We start from the raw sequence: 16,798 nt of genomic DNA on the forward strand, positions 1-16,798 counted from the left end.
CGTTCGGCCCGCATGCCCCCGCACTCGCCCGCTACCGCCGCCGGGTCAGGCCCGGCCGGCCGGCTCCGGCTCGCGCTTGTCGAGCGAGGTGGCGCCGTGGTCGGGCATCGCGCCGTGCCCGGGCCACCAGGCCGCCTTGCCGAGCAGGGCGGTGATCGCCGGGGTGAAGAACATCGCCATCACGAAGGCCGCCAGCGCGATGCCGATGGCCAGCGCGAAGCCCAGCTCGGCGAACAGCACGTTGCCCGCCAGCATGAAGGTCGCGAAGGACGCCGCCAGGATGAAGCCGGCCGCCGCGACGGTCGGACCGGCGTGCCGGACCGCCTCCTTGGCCGCCTCGCGCGGGCTGCGGCCCTCGCGGGCCTCCTCCCGCAGGCGGGCGATGATCAGGATGTTGTAGTCGGTGCCGATCGCCACCACGAACAGGTAGATGAAGATCGGCAGCATGAACATCAGACCGGGCTCGGAGCCGATCTTGAGGAAGGCCAGCGTGGTGGCGCCCAGGGTCGCCGCGAAGCCGAGGCCGACCGAGGCCATCAGGTACCAGGGGGCGACCACGCTGCGCAGCTGGAGGCCCAGGATCAGCAGGATCAGCAGACCCGCGACCGGGAAGACCAGCTTGTAGTCGTGGGTCATCGCCAGGTTGATGTCCTTGTAGACCGACGAGGTGCCGCCGACCAGCGCCTCGGTGCCGCCGGGGGCGGCCGCGTGCGCGGCGGAGCGCAGCTTGGTGATCGAGTCGATCGCCGCGTTGCTGGCCGCGGAGTCCTTCAGGGTGACCTTGAAGTCGGCGGTGGTCTGGTCCTGGCTGGTCTTCGGCTCGGCGTCGACGCTGGCCACTCCGGGCACCTGGCCGATCTTGGCGGCGAAGCCGTCCAGCGCGCCGGCGTCGAGCCTGCCGCCGCCGGTGCCGGTGGTGAGGAAGACGTGCGTCGGGTCGGCCGCGCCCTGGGAGCCGCCCTTCATCATGGTGTCCATGACGACCATGGACTCCTTGTCCTTCGGCATCATGCTCTTGGCCATGTCGAAGGTGCCCTGGTAGCCGAGGCCGGCCAGCGAGAGGACGACCAGCAGGCCGCCGGAGACCAGCGCGACCAGGCCGGGGCGGTTGCCGACGGTCCTGCCCAGCTTGTGGAAGCGGGCGCCCTTGGGCTCCTCCATCCACTTCTTGCCGGGCCAGAAGGTGGCCTTGGCCGGGATGACCGCGAGCAGCGCCGGGGTCAGGGTGAGCGAGGCGATCGCGGTGACGATGACCGAGATGGCCAGCGCCGGGCCGAGCGCGGTGAACATGCCCAGCTCGGAGAGGAGCAGCACGGCGAAGGCGACGGTGACCGCGCCGGCCGCCGAGGCGATCGCCTCGCCGACCCGGCCGACGCCGTTGGCGACGGCCGACTTGCGGTCGTCACCGGCGCGCAGCCGCTCGCGGAAGCGGAACATCAGGAAGAGGAAGTAGTCGGTGCCGACGCCGAGGATGACCACGATCTGGATCGCCGAGGCGATCGGCGAGGTCTTCAGGTCGAGGATCTTGGTGACGAAGGCGATCAGGCCGCTGGCCGCGATCATCGGGAACAGCGACAGCAGGACCGGCAGCCAGCCGACCAGGAAGCCGCGGAAGATCACGCCGACGATGACCACGATCAGCACCACGGTGGCGAACATGGTGATCGCGTCGGTGGCGCTGGAGGACTCCTTCTGGTCCAGGGACATCGCGGCCTGGCCGCCGACCTGGTACTTCAGCGAGGTGCCCTCGGCGAGCTTCTTGCCCTCGGTGCGCAGCGCCTTGGCCGCGTCGGTGTACTCGTCGGTCTGCATCTTGGTCTTGTCGATGGAGACCATGCCCATCCCGTAGCGGCCGTCCGCCGAGATGGTGTGCGTCTGCGCCGAGGGCGCGATGACCTGCTCGACCAGCTTGATGTGCTGGTCGGTCAGCCCCTGGGTGATCTTGGTGATGTCGGCCTTGTCGGCGTCGGTCAGGGCGCCGCCGTCGGTCCGCTCGAACAGGAGGATGGCCGCCGGGGAGAACTCCGCCGGGAACTTGTCCTCCTGGACCACGGCGGCCCGGATCGACTCGTAGTGCTTGGGCAGGAACTCCGACTCGTCGGTCGAAGCGCTCATCTTCGGAGCGAAGGCCGCCAAGCCGATCGAGGCGATCACCCAGGCGATGATCACCCACCAGGCCCGCTTGACGACGAAGTGTCCAAGTCGGTGGAACATGCTCGAAATGCCTCCTGGGCATGATTCACCGCCGCCTGGGGACGGGGACCGGGCAACGGCTCTGACCGGCGCGCGGACCCCGGTGGGATCTAGCCGGTCGGCAGGTAAGGACTAGCGAGCATCTTACGGGACCTTACTTGCCGCCCGGCAAGTGGGTTTCGCGTCTGCCCCCTGGGGCGGCCACGGAGCCGGCCCCGCACTATCGTCACCCGGCCGGAGGGTGCTCCACCTCGTGCTCCGGGTGGAGTCCGCTCCCCCTCAGGGTGGACTCCGAACCCCACCTGAGGAGGAGATCCCGACCCCGGGGGTGGGGCTATCCCCCCGCCCGGTGCTGAGGACAGGGCCAGGGAGAAGTCGGTGACTAGCCGGATGGTCCGTCAGGACGCCCTTTCCTAGCGTTGGTTGTGCCGCCGCGACCGTCGTCCGCGGCCCACCGACCGGGGCGGTCACACCGCCCGACACCCTGGGGGAAGCAGCAGTGAAGCAGGGAATCGCCGCCACCATGGGCGCCTGGAGCGCCCGCCACCGGAAGACCGCGGTCTTCGGGTGGCTCCTGTTCGTCGTCCTGGTGTCGTACCTGGGCGGAGTGCACGGCTCCGACAAGGTCACCGAGTCCGAGTCGATGCCCGGGCAGGTCGCCCGGGCCGCGAGGATCCTGGACGACGCGGGCATCACCTCCCCGGCCGGCGAGACCGTGCTGGTGCAGAGCGCCTCGCTGACGGCCGACGACCCGGCCTTCCGGGCCGCCGTCGAGCAGGTGGCCGCCGCCGTCCGGGGCACCGGGAAGGTCGGCGAGCCGGTCAGCCCGTACGACAGCGGGGCGTTCTCGGCCGACCGGCACTCCGCGCTGCTCCGGTTCACCGTGAACGGGGCGGACCGCGAGGCCGCCGTCGCCAACGTGCCCGCGGTGATGGACGCGGTGGCCGGCGCGCAGCGGCAGCACGCCGGCTTCCTGATCGAGGAGTACGGCGAGGCCAGCTCCGGCAAGTGGTTCAGCGACCAGTTCACGAACGACTTCGCCCGCGCCGAGTGGACGGCCGTGCCGCTGGCCCTGGGCATCCTGCTGGTCGCCTTCGGGGCCGTGGTCGCCGCCGTGCTGCCGGTGGTCCTGGCGGTCACCGCGTTCATCGCGGCCGGCGGCCTGGTCGCGCTGGCCTCCGGCCTGCTGCACACCAGCGACGACGCCAGTTCGGTGATGCTGCTGGTCGGCCTGGCCGTCGGCGTCGACTACTGCCTGTTCTACCTGCGCCGCGAGCGCGAGGAGCGGGCCGCCGGGCGCGACCACGCCACCGCGCTGCGGATCGCCGCCGCGACCAGCGGCCGGGCCGTGCTGGTCTCCGGCGTCACCGTGGTGGTCGCGATGGCCGGCATGTTCCTCACCGGCATCGCCGACTTCCAGGCGATGTCCTTCGCCACCATCGTGGTCGTGGTCACCGCCGTGCTGGGCTCGCTGACCGTGCTGCCCGCCCTGCTGTCGATGCTGGGCGACCGGGTCGAGAAGGGCCGCGTCCCGCTCCTGCACCGCCTGCGGCGGGACGCCGGCGAGGGCGGCCGGTTCTGGAACGCGGTGCTCACTCCGGTGCTGCGCCGCCCGCTGGCCGCCGCCGTGCTGGCCACCGCCGTGCTGCTGGCGGTCGCCGCCCCGCTGCTGACCATGCGCACCGCCAACCTGACCTTCCAGCAGCAACTGCCCGCGGGCAACGCCCTGGTCGCCACCTCGCAGCGGGTCGAGGCCGCCTTCCCCGGCAGCCCGGCCCCCGCCACCGTCGTGGTCAAGGCCCGCGACATCACCTCCCCGGAGATGACCCGGGCCCTCGCCGAGCTGCAGTCCCGCGCCCTCGCCACCGGGCGGATGCACGGCCCGACCGAGATCCGGGTGCACGCCGCGCAGAACATCGCGACGGTCGACATCCCGCTCTACGGCAGCGGCAACGACGAGACCTCCGCCGCCGCCCTGAAGGCCCTGCGCGAGGAGGTCGTGCCCGCCACGGTCGGCCGGGTGCCCGGCACCGAGGCCCCGGTCACCGGCCGCACCGCCGGCTCGGTCGACTTCAACCGGCAGATGTCCGACTCGATGCTGCCGGTCTTCGGCTTCGTGGTCGCCTTCGCCTTCCTGCTGATGCTGCTCTCGTTCCGCTCGCTGGCCGTCGCCGTCACCGCGGTGCTGCTCAACCTGCTCTCGGTCGGCGCGGCCTACGGCGTGCTCACGCTGGTCTTCCAGCACGGCGTGGGCGCCTCGCTGGTCGGCACCGCGGGCGTCGGCGCGGTGGAGAGCTGGGTCCCGCTGTTCCTGTTCGTGATCCTCTTCGGCCTCTCGATGGACTACCACGTCTTCGTGGTCTCCCGGATCAAGGAGGCCCGCGACCGCGGCCTGGAGACCCGCGCCGCCGTCGCCCACGGCATCCGCACCACCGCCGGCGTCGTCACCGGCGCCGCGGTCATCATGGTCGGCGTCTTCGCGGTCTTCGGGACGCTCTCCATGCAGTCCATGAAGCAGATGGGCGTCGGCCTGGCCGTCGCCGTCCTGATCGACGCGACGATCATCCGGGCCGTACTGCTCCCCGCCGTGATGAGCCTGCTCGGCGAGCGGAACTGGTACCTCCCGCGCTGGCTGGGCTGGCTGCCCCGGATCGGGGGCGAGGGCGCCCCGGCGGACGGCGGCGGGCGGCCGTCCGCGCCGCTGGAGGCGGCCGGGGCCCGCCGCTAGGGCCCCGGCACCCGCTGCCCGACAATGGACGGGTGATCTTCGACGAACCGAGGGCACTGGCCCTCCTGCAGGAGGCGTGCGCCCCGGCCGGGATCGACCCGGCCGGGGCCGCGCTGTTGGCGCTCGGGCAGAACGCCGTCTTCGACCTGCCCGCCGAACGGCTGGTCGCCAAGGTCGGCCGCACCGCCGGGGACGCCGCCCGGGCCGAGCGCGAGCTGGCGCTGGCCGGCTGGCTGGACGGCGCGGGCGTGCCGGTGGTGCGCCCGGCCGCGCCGGCCGTCACGGTGGTCGGCGGCCACCCGGTGACCTGGTGGCACCGGCTGCCCCCGGCCGTCCGCCCGGCCCGCCCGGTCGACCTGGCCCCGCTGCTGACCGCGCTGCACGCGCTGCCCGCCGCGCCCGTCCCGCTGGGGCGGCGCGAGCTGCTCGCGCCGGTGGACGGCTGGCTGGCCGCGGCCGAGGGGCACGTCGACCCGGCCGACACGGACTTCCTCCGTGTCCGAAAAGAGACCTTTGTCACCGCGATCGCCGAGCTGGCCCCGGCCCTGCCGCCCGGCCCGATCCACGGCGACGCGCTGCCGCGCAACGTGCACGTGACCGCCGACGGGCCGGTGCTGCTCGACCTGGAGTACATGGCGGCGGACCTCCGCGAGCACGACCTGGTGGTGCTGGCGCTCAGTCAGGACCGCTACGGCGTCCCGGCCGAGGAGGTCGCCGCGTTCGACGCCGCCTACGGGTGGGACGTCCGCGCCTGGCCGGGCTTCGCGGTGCTGCGCGGCGCCAGGGAGACCGCGAGCGCCGCGTGGGTCGCCCAGCAGGCGGCCGGGAACCCGGCCGCTGCGGCCGAGTTCAGGCGCCGGGTGGACTCCTTGCGCGAAGGGGCGACGGCAGTACGCTGGTTCGCGTTCTGACCGCTTCCGTCCGGTCCCCGCCCTGTGGCGGAGCGCACACCAACCGCCTTGTGGCGCGGCGCACATCCGGACGGAACCACCCCGCTCGTGCCTGGCGTCGTACCGGACGCCCCGCCCCCCGGCGGCGGGTACGACGTCAGGAGTCGCCCCATGGTGAAGTCCCGCATACCCAACCCCCGTCGTCCCCTTCTGCTCGGTGCCGCCGCGCTGCTCGGCACCTCCGCCCTGCTGGTGGCGTGCGGCGCGCCGGGCTCCCCCACCGCGGCGGGGGACGCCGCGCACCGCTCGGCGTCGCCGAGCGCGAGCGGCGGCACGACCGGGGCGAGCGGCGGGAGCACCACCGGGGCGGCCCGGCCGACGCCCGGCGCGGACGAGTCCTCCGCGGCGGCGACGGCGACCCCGACCGCGACCTCGACGCCGACCAGCACCCGTACACCGTCCGCGAGCCCCGCGGGCACGCCGACCGGCGCGCCCGCCTCGCCGTTCGCCTCGGCCACCACGAGCCCCACCGCCCCGTCCGCCCCGGCGGCCAGCGCGCCGGCCGCGTCCCCGTCCACCCACGCGCCGGCCACCGGGGTGCTGCGGCACACCGCCTCGGGCGGCAGGACGGTCGCGCTGACCTTCGACGACGGGCCGGGCCCGGCCACCGGCCAGGTGCTGGACCTACTGGCGCAGTACGGCGCCAAGGCGACGTTCTGCGAGATCGGCACCAACGCGCAGGCCCGCCCGGCGGCGGTGCAGCGGATCCTCGCCGAGGGCCACCGGCTGTGCGACCACACCGTGGACCACCCGCAGCCGATGCACGCCCAGACCCACGAGCAGCAGGTCGCCGAGATCGGCGACGCCAAGGCGATGATCGAGAAGGCGGCCGGCGGCGACCCGGCGGTCACCTGGTGGCGCGCCCCGGGCGGCGACTTCACCGCCGAGAACGAGCGGATCGGCGCCGACCTGGGCATGAAGTCGCTGGGCTGGACGGTCGACCCGCGCGACTGGGCCCGCCCGGGCGTGCAGGCGATCGTCTCCAACGTGCAGCAGAACCTGCGGCCGGGCGGCGTGGTGCTGATGCACGACGGCGGCGGCGACCGCACCCAGACCGTGGCCGCGCTCAAGCAGCTGCTGCCCTGGCTGGTCGCGCAGGGCTACACCTTCGACTTCCCGCAGTCCTGACCCGGCGGGCCCGCCCGGGGAGGCCCGTCCGGGGAGGGCTCAGGACGCGGCCTTGAGCGGCCAGCGCGGGTCGACCACGGCCGCCGGGTCCTTGCGGCGCAGCCAGCTCTGCAGGCCGGCCGCCCAGTCCCGGTGCCAGTCGACCTGGCGGCGGTGCAGTTCGTCCAGCGGGAGGTCGCCGGCCTGGGCCGGGTACCGGTGGCCGAGGGCGACGGCGACCCGGACGGCGGCGAGCGCGTCGCTGCCGGCCTCGTGGGCGTCGCGCAGTTCGACGCCGTAGACCTCGCAGACCCGCTGCAGGGTGCGCGAGCCCTTGCGGTACTTGTCCAGCGCGCGGTCGACGACCATCGCGTCGACCACCGGGGCGACCGGGCCGCCGAGGCGGTCGGCGAGCGTGGGCAGGCCGTGGCGGCGCAGTTCGGCGTCGAGCAGCGAGAGGTCGAACGGGGCGTTGAAGGCGACCACGGGGCGCCCGGCGGCGAGCCGTTCGGCCAGCGTGCGGGCGATCTCCTCGATCGCCTCGGCGGCGGGGCGGCCGTTCGCGCGGGCCTCGGCGTCGGTGATGCCGTGGATCGCGGCGGCCTCGTCCGGTATCGGGACGCCCGGGTCGAGCAGCCAGGTGGTGGCGCCCTGCACGCCGCCGCCGAGGGTGTCGACCACGGCGGCGGTGACGATCCGGGACTCCTCCGGGTCGGTGCCGGTGGTCTCCAGGTCGAAACCGGTGAGCGGCCCCTTCCACCAGGTCATGGGGTGTGTCCTTCCGTCAGCACTGCCAAGACGGGTCCATCATCGCGCGCCGCAGTGACAGCGCCCACGGCGCCCACCCGTTCGGGGAGCCGCCCGGGAGCCGCCCGGGGGCCGCTGAGCAGACCGCTCAGGAGACCGGCCGGGAGTCGCCCCAGAGGTCCTCGAACTCCTCGCGGTAGACCTCCAGCAGCCCGGGTTCGGTGCCGCCGGACTCCTGTCCGGCGCCGCCGCGCAGCACCAGCGCGGGCGACTCGATGCCGCGCGCCCTGCGCAGGTAGGGCTGGACGACGCCGAGGTCGGTGGAGCGGCGGCGGCCGCCCGCGCCGGTGGTGCGGGGGCCCTCGACCAGGTAGGCGGTGAACCGGGGCAGGTCGTCGAACACCCGGATCTCGAAGCTGCCCTGGTCGCGCAGCCGGGCGCGGACCCGCCGCACGTGCATGATGTTCATCTCCACGGCGCGCCCCAACTCGCCGCGCCCGATCCCGAGTTCGCGTTCGCGGCGGCGCACCGCGCTGCTCGCCGGGTTGAGGAACAGCAGCCGGATCCGGCAGCCGTCGCCGGCCAGCCGGACCAGCCGCTTGCCGGTGTAGTTCTGGCAGAGCATGCCGAGGCCGATGCCGACGGCGTCGAGCCGGCGGGCGCCGTCGAGCAGGTCCTCGACCGGCAGGTCGCGCTGCAGCCGGACCCGGTCGGGGTGGACGGCGACCACGTCGGCGTAGCGGCCGGCCACCAACTCCTCGACCACGTCGGCGGGGACGCCGCCGTGGGTGCCGTCGAGCAGGGCGAGCACCCGGGCGGCGGCCCGCTCGGTCTGGTCGAGGACGGTGCGGGTGAGGGCCCGGTTGCGGGAGACCACGTGCCGGGCGACCTCCAGTTCGTCGAGGGCGAGCTCGATCTCCCGGCGGTCGACCAGGTGCGGTTCGAAGCAGGGCCAGTGCTGGACCATCAGTTCGCGCAGCTGCGGCAGGGTGAGGAAGACCAGCGGCTCGTCGTCGACCGGGTCGAGCAGGTAGCCCTTGCGGCGAGAGACCTCGCGGACGGCGGCGGCCCGGTGCACCCACTCCTCGCCGGCCGGTCCGGCGGCGGCGGTGACCCACTCCTCGCCGTGCGCGGGCGCGTAGACCGGGCGCAGCACCTCGTCGACCAGGGCGCGCATCCGCTGTTCGACCAGGTTGAGCCAGACGTAGGCGCGGCCGGCCAGCCGGACCCGGCGGTAGGCGTCGTCCCACTGCTCGGCGGCCCAGGCGGGCGGCATGCCCTCCAGCGGGCCGCCCTGCGGGGGCAGCGGGCCGCGGCCGCCGCGGACGATCAGGGTCGGGGCCTCGCTGCCGCCGGCCCGCGGGTCCGTGCCGTCGCCGCCGGCGGGGAACCCCATCCGCTACCTCACCTCTCGTCCGCCGCCCTGCGGTGACGGCGCGTCCGCCGAATCCGTCCACGCCGGCGGCCACTGCTCGCACGCCGCGTGGGCCCGGGGCTCGCGATCCGGACGATCAAGCGTATCGCCCGGCGCGGCCGGGCCGCAGCCCTCTTGACAGCAACCGGGACGGCTCCCGACGGTCCGTCACCGCGCGGGCACGCCACGCCGACGGGCCGGGCCCCTGGGACACCCGTTCGGGCGAACAACGCGTGAATGGGCGCGGAGTTCCGGCCGCCGTTGGGGAGTATGCGGGTGTGCCGTGCGTCACCCCTCCGACGCCCCGCACATGGCCGGGCGCTCCGCCGGGAATCACCCCGCCGGAGCGCCGATTCGCGTCTGGCTCAGGGAAGTCGAGGACTCATGCAGGTCTGGCCGGGGCAGCCGTACCCGCTCGGTGCCACCTACGACGGCGCCGGGACCAACTTCGCCGTGTTCTCCGAGAGCGCGCACCGGATCGAGCTGTGCCTGATCGCCGAGGACGGCGCCGAGACGGTGGTCGAGCTGCGCGAGACCGACGCCTTCGTCCGGCACGCCTACCTCCCGGGCGTGCAGCCCGGCCAGCGGTACGGCTTCCGGGTGCACGGCCCGTACCAGCCGGGCCTGGGGCAGCGGCACAACGCGGCGAAGCTGCTGCTCGACCCGTACGCGAAGGCGATGAGCGGGCACATCGACTGGGACGAGTCGGTGTACGGCTACCACTTCGGGGCGCCGGAGCGCCGCAACGACCTGGACTCGGCGCCGCACACCATGCACTCGGTGGTGATCAACCCGTACTTCGACTGGGGCACCGACCGGCCGCCGCGCACCGACTACCACCGCACGGTGCTGTACGAGGCGCACGTGAAGGGCCTGACCCGGCGGCACCCGGGCATCCCGGAGGAGATCCGCGGCACGTACGCGGGGCTGGCGCACCCGGCGGTGATCGAGCACCTGGCGAAGCTGGGGGTGACCGCGATCGAGCTGATGCCGGTGCACCAGTTCGTCCGCGACCACCGGCTGCGCGACCTGGGGCTGTCCAACTACTGGGGCTACAACACGGTCGGGTTCTTCGCGCCGCACTCCTCGTTCTCCTCCACCGGCGACCGCGGCCAGCAGGTGCAGGAGTTCAAGTCGATGGTGAAGGCGCTGCACGCGGCCGGCATCGAGGTGATCCTCGACGTGGTCTACAACCACACCGCGGAGGGCAACCACCTGGGTCCGACGCTGTCCTTCCGCGGCCTGGACAACGCCTCGTACTACCGGCTGGCCAAGGACCAGCGGTTCTACGAGGACACCACCGGCACCGGCAACTCGCTGCTGATGCGCAGTCCGCACGTGCTCCAGATGATCATGGACTCGCTGCGCTACTGGGTCACCGAGATGCACGTCGACGGCTTCCGGTTCGACCTGGCGGCGACGCTGGCCCGGCAGTTCCACGAGGTCGACCGGCTCTCCTCGTTCTTCGACCTGGTGCAGCAGGACCCGGTGGTCTCGCAGGCCAAGCTGATCGCCGAGCCCTGGGACCTCGGCGAGGGCGGCTACCAGGTCGGCAACTTCCCACCGCTGTGGACCGAGTGGAACGGCAAGTACCGGGACACCGTCCGCGACTTCTGGCGCGGCGAGCCCGCCACGCTGGCCGAGTTCGGCTCCCGGCTGACCGGCTCCGCCGACCTCTACCAGGACGACGGCCGCCGCCCGATCGCCTCGATCAACTTCGTCACCTGCCACGACGGCTTCACCCTGCGCGACCTGGTCTCCTACAACGACAAGCACAACGAGGCCAACCACGAGGACAACCGGGACGGCGAGTCGCACAACCGCTCCTGGAACTGCGGCGCCGAGGGCGACACCACCGACCCCGCCGTGCTGGAGCTGCGGGCCCGCCAGCAGCGCAACTTCATCGCCACCCTGATGCTCTCCCAGGGCGTCCCGATGCTCGGCCACGGCGACGAGGCCGGGCGCACCCAGCGCGGCAACAACAACGCGTACTGCCAGGACTCCGAACTGACCTGGGTGGACTGGGAGGGCGCGGACGCCGCGCTGCTGGAGTTCACCCAGGGCATGATCTGGCTGCGCCGCGACCACCCGGTCTTCCGCCGCCGCCGCTTCTTCCACGGCCGGCCGGTCTCCGGCACCCGCGACGACCTCACCGACATCGCCTGGTTCACCCCGGCCGGCGAGGAGATGACCGGACAGGACTGGTCGACCTCGTACGCGAAGTCGCTGACCGTCTTCCTCAACGGCAACGCGATCTCCGAACCGGACCGGCGCGGCGGCAAGATCGTCGACGACTCCTTCCTGCTGCTCTTCAACGCCCACTTCGAACCGCTGGTCTTCACCGTCCCCGCCGACCACGGCGAGGCCTGGCAGGTCGTCGTCGACACCGCCCTCCCGGCCCTCCCCGCCCGCGGCACCGGCCCGCGCGTCAAGGCCGGCGACACCCTGCGCCTGCCGGACCGCGCGCTGATGGTGCTCCAGCGCCCGGCGTAGTGCGCCGGTTCGCCCCCGACCCGCACGCCTAACCCCGGCCGCCCCCGGGTACCCCCTCGCACAGTACGAAACCGCAGATCAGAGGGGGTACGAAGTGTCTCGTCGGTGGTTGGTGACCGGCTGTTCGTCGGGGTTGGGGCTGGCGCTCGCGCGAGCGGTGGTGGCGGGCGGGGACCGGCTGGTGGCGACCAGCCGGGGGGCGTCGCCGCTGGACGCGCTGGCCGAGGAGCTCCCGGAGCGGGTGGTCCGGGCCCGGCTGGAGCTGCGCAGCGCCGCGGACTGCGCGGCGGCGGTGGAGCTGGCCCGGGAGCGGTTCGGCGGGGTGGACGTGCTGGTGAACAACGCCGGGGTGGGCCTGTTCGGGGCGGTCGAGGAGGTCTCCGACGAGGAGCTGCGCGACCAGCTGGAGGTGCTGGCGGTGGCGCCGTGGCGGCTGACCCGGCTGGTGCTGCCGCTGATGCGGGCGCAGGGCGGCGGGCACGTCGTGAACGTCTCCTCGGTGGGCGGCCGGATGGCCTTCCCCGGCCTGGGGGCGTACGTGACGGGCAAGTTCGCGCTGGAGGGGATGAGCCAGGCGCTGGCGGCGGAGGCCGCGCCGTTCGGGATCCGGGTGACGGTGGTGGAGCCGGGCGGGTTCGCCACCTCGTACGGGACGTCGGTCGCGGAGACGGCGGCCCGGCTGCCGGAGTACGGGGAGGCGCTGGCGCCGATGCGCGGGGCGCTGCGCGGGATGGCGGAGGCGGCGGAGCTGAACCGGCCGGAGGCGTTCGCCGAGCTGGTGCTGCGCGCGGTCGCGGCGGAGTCGGGGCCGGTGCGGGTGCCGGTCGGGCCGGACGCGTACGCGCTGGTGGCGGCGGCGCTGGCCGGGGAGGCGGCGGAGTTCGCGGCGGCCCGGGAGCTGGCGGGCGAGGCGCCGGTGCCGGATCCGGTCTGAGCGGCGGGGCGGGCGGTGGGGCGCCCGTTCGGCGCAGTACGGGCGGTGGGCAGCGGACCGCCGGGGTAGGCATGCGGGTATGACGTCAGCCGCCGCACGCCCCGAGACTGCCGTCCCGCCGACGGCCAGCTACCGGCTCCAGCTGCAGCCGGACTTCACCCTGCGCGACGCCCGCCGGGCGGTGCCGTACCTGGCGGCGCTCGGCGTGTCGCACCTGCACCTGTCGCCGCTGCTGGAGGCGGTCGCGGGGTCGACGCACGGCTACGACACGGTCGACCACGGCCGGATCAGCGAGCAGCTCGGCGGCGAGGGGGCGCTGCGCGAGCTGGCGGCGGAGGCGGCGGCGCACGGGCTGGCGCTGATCGCGGACGTGGTGCCGAACCACATGGCGCTGCCGGTGCCGGAGCGGTTGAACGGGCCGCTGTGGCAGGTGCTGCGGAACGGCCCGGACGACCCGTTCGCGGCCTGGTTCGACATCGACTGGCAGGCCCAGCCGGGGCCGGTGGACGCGCCGGAGCGGGGGCGGCTGCTGCTGCCGCTGCTGGGCGACCGGCTGGGCGCGGTGCTGGAGCGGCTGGTGGTGGACGGCGAGGTGCTGCGCTACCACGACCACGAGTTCCCGCTGCGGCCCGGCACCGCCGGGCTGCCGCTGCCGGAGCTGCTGGAGCGGCAGTGGTACCGGCTGTGCTGGTGGCGGCTGGCCGACGAGCAGGTCAACTACCGGCGGTTCTTCACGGTGAACGACCTGATCGCCGTCCGGGTGGAGGTCCCGGAGGTGTTCGAGGCGACCCACGCGGTGCTGCTGCGGCTGCACCGGGAGGGCGTGCTGGCCGGGTTCCGGATCGACCACCCGGACGGGCTGGCGGATCCGCGCGGCTACCTGCGCCGGCTGGCGGAGGCGACCGGCGGGGCGTACACGGTGGTGGAGAAGATCCTGACCGGCGACGAGGCGCTGCCCGCGGACTGGCCGTGCGCGGGGACGACGGGGTACGACGCGCTGCGCCGGATCGACGGGGTGCTGACCGATCCGCGGGGCGCGGAGAAGCTGGTGGCGGCCTACCGGCGGGACGCCGGGGAGCCGCTGGACGCGGCGGCGGCGAGCCGGGCCGGGCGGGCCGAGATGGTGGCGCCGGGCGGGGCGCTGGCGGCGGAGACCGATCGGCTGGTGCGCCTGGTGGGGCGGATCTGCGCGGAGGGCCCGGAGCTGGCGGACCACTCGCCGCTGGCGGTGCGCCGGGCGCTGGAGGGGCTGCTGACCGGCTACCCGGTGTACCGGCCGTACGTGGTGCCGGGCGAGGAGGCGCCGGCCGAGGCGGTGGCGGCGCTGGCGCCCGCGCCGGACGCCCCGGCGACCGAGCGGCTGGTGCGGGAGCTGGCGCTGGGTCGGCTGGGGCGGTCGGCGGCCCGGGACGAGTTCTGCCACCGGTTCGGGCAGACGGCGTCGGCGGTGGCGGCGAAGGGCGTGGAGGACACCGCGTTCTACCGGTTCAACGCGCTGCTGTCGCTGAACGAGGTGGGCGGCCTGCCGGAGCGGCCGGGGCTGCCGGTGGACGGCTTCCACCGCTGGTGCGCGGAGCAGGAGCGGCTGTGGCCGGCCTCGATGACGGCGCTGTCCACGCACGACACCAAGCGCAGCGCGGACGCCCGGGCCCGGCTGGCGGTGCTGGCGGAGCTGCCCGAGGTGTGGGCGGCGGAGTGTGCGGCGTGGACGCTGGCGGCGGGGCCGTGCGCGGACCGCTCGACGGCGTGGCTGCTGTGGCAGACGCTGCTGGCGGCCTGGCCGGTCTCCGCGGAGCGGCTGCTGGGGGTGGTGCTGAAGTCGGCGCGGGAGGCGAAGCGGCGCACCTCGTGGAAGGAGCCGGACGAGGTCTTCGAGCGCTGGCTGACGGGGTACGTGCGGGGGGCGCTGGCCGATCCGGGGCTGTGTTCGCGGATCGCCGGGTTCGCGGGCCTGATCGCGCCGTTCGCCCGGGTGAACTCGCTGTCGGCGGCGCTGCTGCACCTGCTGGCGCCGGGCGTGCCGGACGTGTTCCAGGGCGGCGAGGAGCCGCTGTACACGCTGGTCGACCCGGACAACCGGGCGCCGGTGGACCTGGGCGCGCTGGCGGTGCGGCTGACCGACTCGCCGGAGCCGCGCGCGGGCGACCTGGCCCGGGAGAAGCTGCACCTGACCACGACGGCCCTGCACCTGCGGCGGGCCGGGCGGCTGGGCTCGTACCGGCCGCTGGCGGCGGACGGCCCGGCGGCGGAGCACCTGGTGGCGTTCGGGCGGGGCGAGCGGGTGCTCGGCGCGGCGACCCGGCTGCCGTACGGGCTGCACCGGGCGGGCGGCTGGCGGGAGACGGTGCTGGAGCTGCCGCCGGGGCGCTGGACGGACCTGCTGTCGGACCGGCACTTCACCGGTGGCCCGGTCGAACTGTCCTATCTGTTCCGGCAGTTGCCGGTTGCGTTGCTCGCGGAGGGGTCTTGATGCGGTATCGGGTGTGGGCGCCGGACGCCAAGGTGGTCGAGGTCGAGGTCGGGGCCGTCCCGTACCTGCTGGAGCGCGATCCGGACCGGCCGGGCTGGTGGCACGGGGAGGGCCCGGAGGGCGACTACGGGTTCCGGCTGAACGGCGGGCCGGCGCTGCCGGACCCGCGCTCGGCCCGGCAGCCGTTCGGGCCGGACGGGCTGAGCCGGCCGGTCGACCACGCGGCGTTCGCCTGGTCCGAGACGGCCTGGCGGGGCCGCCCGCTGCCCGGGGCGGTGGTGTACGAGCTGCACGTCGGGACGTTCACCCTGGAGGGCACCTTCGACGCGGCCGCCGCGAAGCTCGACCACCTGGTCGAACTGGGCGTGGACTTCGTCGAGTTGATGCCGGTCTGCGCGTTCCCGGGCCGCTCCGGCTGGGGGTACGACGGGGTAGCCCTCTGGGCGGTGCACGAGCCGTACGGCGGGCCGGACGGGCTGAAGCGGTTCGTGGACGCGGCGCACCGGCGCGGCCTGGGCGTGGTGCTGGACGTGGTGCACAACCACCTCGGCCCGTCCGGCAACTACCTGCCCCGGTACGGCCCGTACTTCACCGACCGGCACCAGACACCGTGGGGCTCGGCGGTCAACCTGGACGCGCCGGGCTCGGACGAGGTGCGGGCGTTCCTGGTCGGCAGCGCGCTGGCCTGGCTGCGCGACTACCGGATCGACGGGCTGCGGCTGGACGCGGTGCACGCCCTGGCGGACACCAGGGCCCGGCACTTTCTGGAGGAACTCTCCTCCGAGGTAAGGAAGTTGGCTGAGGCCACCGGCCGGCCGCTGTTCCTGGTCGGCGAGTCCGACCTGAACGACCCGCGCACCACCGCTGCCCCGGAGGCGGGCGGGCAGGGCCTGGACGCGCAGTGGAGCGACGACTTCCACCACGCGCTGCACTGCCTGCTGACCGGCGAATCCCAGGGCTACTACGCGGACTTCGCCGCCGACCCGTACGCGGCCCTCGCCAAGACACTCACCAAGGGCTTCTTCCACGACGGGAGTTGGTCCTCGTTCCGGGGCCGTTCGCACGGCCGGCCGTTCCCGGCCGGGCACGGGCACCGGCTGCTCGGCTACGCGCAGACCCACGACCAGATCGGCAACCGGGCCACCGGCGACCGGCTCTCGGCCTCGCTGCCGCCCGGGCGGCTGGCGGCGGCGGCGGCACTGGTGCTGACCTCGCCGTTCACGCCGATGCTGTTCATGGGCGAGGAGTGGGGCGCGGGCACGCCCTGGCAGTACTTCACCGACCACACCGACCCGGCGCTCGCCGAGGCCGTCCGGCAGGGCCGGCGGCGGGAGTTCGCCGAGCACGGCTGGCGCGCCGACCAGGTGCCGGACCCGCAGAGCCCGGAGACGGTGGCCGCCTCCACCCTGGACTGGGCCGAGCCGCTGCGTCCGCCGCACGCCGGACTGCTGTGCTGGTACCGGGAGTTGATCCGGCTGCGGCGGGCCGTCCCGGCGCTCGCGGACGGCGACCTGGGCGCCGTCCTGGTCCGGTACGACGCGGCGGCGGGCTGGCTGGCGGTGCACCGGGGCGACCACCGGGTGCTGGTCAGGCTCGGTGGCGGTGGCGGTGGCGGTGGCGACGACGCGCCACTGGCCGTCCCGCTGGAGGGCGGACTCGTCGCGATCGCGGCCTCGTTCGGCGAGGTGGCGGCCGGGCCGGACGGCACCCTGCTGCTCGGGCCGGACGCGGTGGCGGTGGTCCGCACCACGGGCTGAACCGG

Annotated in this window: 10 protein-coding genes; 7 read left to right on the top strand and 3 right to left on the bottom strand. The window is 74.4% G+C overall.

What is annotated here, in order from left to right:
• Positions 1-45 precede the first annotated feature (45 nt).
• Positions 46-2,214 carry an MMPL family transporter gene (locus KSE_RS09825; protein ID WP_014135141.1) on the bottom strand — a complete coding sequence of 723 codons (2,169 nt, stop codon included), beginning with the start codon at positions 2,212-2,214 and terminating at the stop codon, positions 46-48.
• A 502-nt stretch (positions 2,215-2,716) separates the two neighbouring features.
• Here KSE_RS09825 and KSE_RS09830 point away from each other — a divergent pair.
• The 3 genes from KSE_RS09830 (at position 2,717) to KSE_RS42755 (ending at position 6,999) form a co-directional block, all read left to right on the top strand.
• The gene (locus tag KSE_RS09830; RefSeq protein WP_051055756.1) at positions 2,717-4,921 is read left to right on the top strand and encodes an MMPL family transporter; all 2,205 of its coding nucleotides are present in this window, start codon (positions 2,717-2,719) and stop codon (positions 4,919-4,921) included.
• 32 nt (positions 4,922-4,953) lie between these two features.
• Positions 4,954-5,832, top strand: coding sequence for a phosphotransferase (locus tag KSE_RS09835; protein WP_014135143.1), 879 nt, complete (start codon positions 4,954-4,956; stop codon positions 5,830-5,832).
• Between the two features lie 150 nt (positions 5,833-5,982).
• Positions 5,983-6,999, top strand: a complete 1,017-nt coding sequence (locus tag KSE_RS42755; protein WP_014135144.1) for a polysaccharide deacetylase family protein — start codon at positions 5,983-5,985, stop codon at positions 6,997-6,999.
• 39 nt (positions 7,000-7,038) lie between these two features.
• Here KSE_RS42755 and KSE_RS09845 read toward each other — a convergent pair whose 3' ends face one another.
• On the bottom strand, positions 7,039-7,746 hold the full coding sequence (locus KSE_RS09845; RefSeq protein WP_014135145.1) for an exonuclease domain-containing protein: 708 nt from the start codon (positions 7,744-7,746) through the stop codon (positions 7,039-7,041).
• Positions 7,747-7,873: 127 nt separating this feature from the next.
• Positions 7,874-9,121, bottom strand: a complete 1,248-nt coding sequence (locus KSE_RS09850; RefSeq protein WP_014135146.1) for an SAV2148 family HEPN domain-containing protein — start codon at positions 9,119-9,121, stop codon at positions 7,874-7,876.
• Between the two features lie 402 nt (positions 9,122-9,523).
• Here KSE_RS09850 and glgX point away from each other — a divergent pair, with 402 nt between their 5' ends.
• The 4 genes from glgX to treZ all read left to right on the top strand — a co-directional run bounded on the left by glgX (position 9,524) and on the right by treZ (position 16,793).
• On the top strand, positions 9,524-11,632 hold the full coding sequence (gene glgX, locus KSE_RS09855) for a glycogen debranching protein GlgX (protein WP_014135147.1): 2,109 nt from the start codon (positions 9,524-9,526) through the stop codon (positions 11,630-11,632).
• A gap of 112 nt (positions 11,633-11,744) precedes the next feature.
• The gene (locus tag KSE_RS09860) at positions 11,745-12,566 is read left to right on the top strand and encodes an SDR family oxidoreductase (protein ID WP_231873354.1); all 822 of its coding nucleotides are present in this window, start codon (positions 11,745-11,747) and stop codon (positions 12,564-12,566) included.
• Between the two features lie 79 nt (positions 12,567-12,645).
• Positions 12,646-15,036, top strand: coding sequence for a malto-oligosyltrehalose synthase (treY, locus tag KSE_RS09865; protein WP_014135149.1), 2,391 nt, complete (start codon positions 12,646-12,648; stop codon positions 15,034-15,036).
• Entirely contained in the window at positions 15,036-16,793 is a 1,758-nt protein-coding gene (treZ, locus tag KSE_RS09870) for a malto-oligosyltrehalose trehalohydrolase (protein ID WP_033258183.1), read from the top strand. The genes treY and treZ overlap by 1 nt, the downstream gene beginning before the upstream one ends.
• Positions 16,794-16,798: the final 5 nt, after the last annotated feature.

Origin of the sequence: Kitasatospora setae KM-6054 (genome assembly GCF_000269985.1) — a bacterium.
Classification (GTDB): Bacteria; Actinomycetota; Actinomycetes; order Streptomycetales; family Streptomycetaceae; genus Kitasatospora; species Kitasatospora setae.

Bases quoted from the DNA above. Each gene is read 5' to 3' on its own strand.
- KSE_RS09845 (WP_014135145.1), bottom strand. From the start codon at position 7,746: ATGACCTGGTGGAAGGGGCCGCTCACCGGTTTCGACCTGGAGACCACC.
- KSE_RS42755 (WP_014135144.1), top strand. From the start codon at position 5,983: ATGGTGAAGTCCCGCATACCCAACCCCCGTCGTCCCCTTCTGCTCGGT.
- KSE_RS09850 (WP_014135146.1), bottom strand. From the start codon at position 9,121: ATGGGGTTCCCCGCCGGCGGCGACGGCACGGACCCGCGGGCCGGCGGC.
- treY (WP_014135149.1), top strand. From the start codon at position 12,646: ATGACGTCAGCCGCCGCACGCCCCGAGACTGCCGTCCCGCCGACGGCC.
- KSE_RS09830 (WP_051055756.1), top strand. From the start codon at position 2,717: ATGGGCGCCTGGAGCGCCCGCCACCGGAAGACCGCGGTCTTCGGGTGG.
- glgX (WP_014135147.1), top strand. From the start codon at position 9,524: ATGCAGGTCTGGCCGGGGCAGCCGTACCCGCTCGGTGCCACCTACGAC.
- KSE_RS09825 (WP_014135141.1), bottom strand. From the start codon at position 2,214: ATGTTCCACCGACTTGGACACTTCGTCGTCAAGCGGGCCTGGTGGGTG.
- treZ (WP_033258183.1), top strand. From the start codon at position 15,036: ATGCGGTATCGGGTGTGGGCGCCGGACGCCAAGGTGGTCGAGGTCGAG.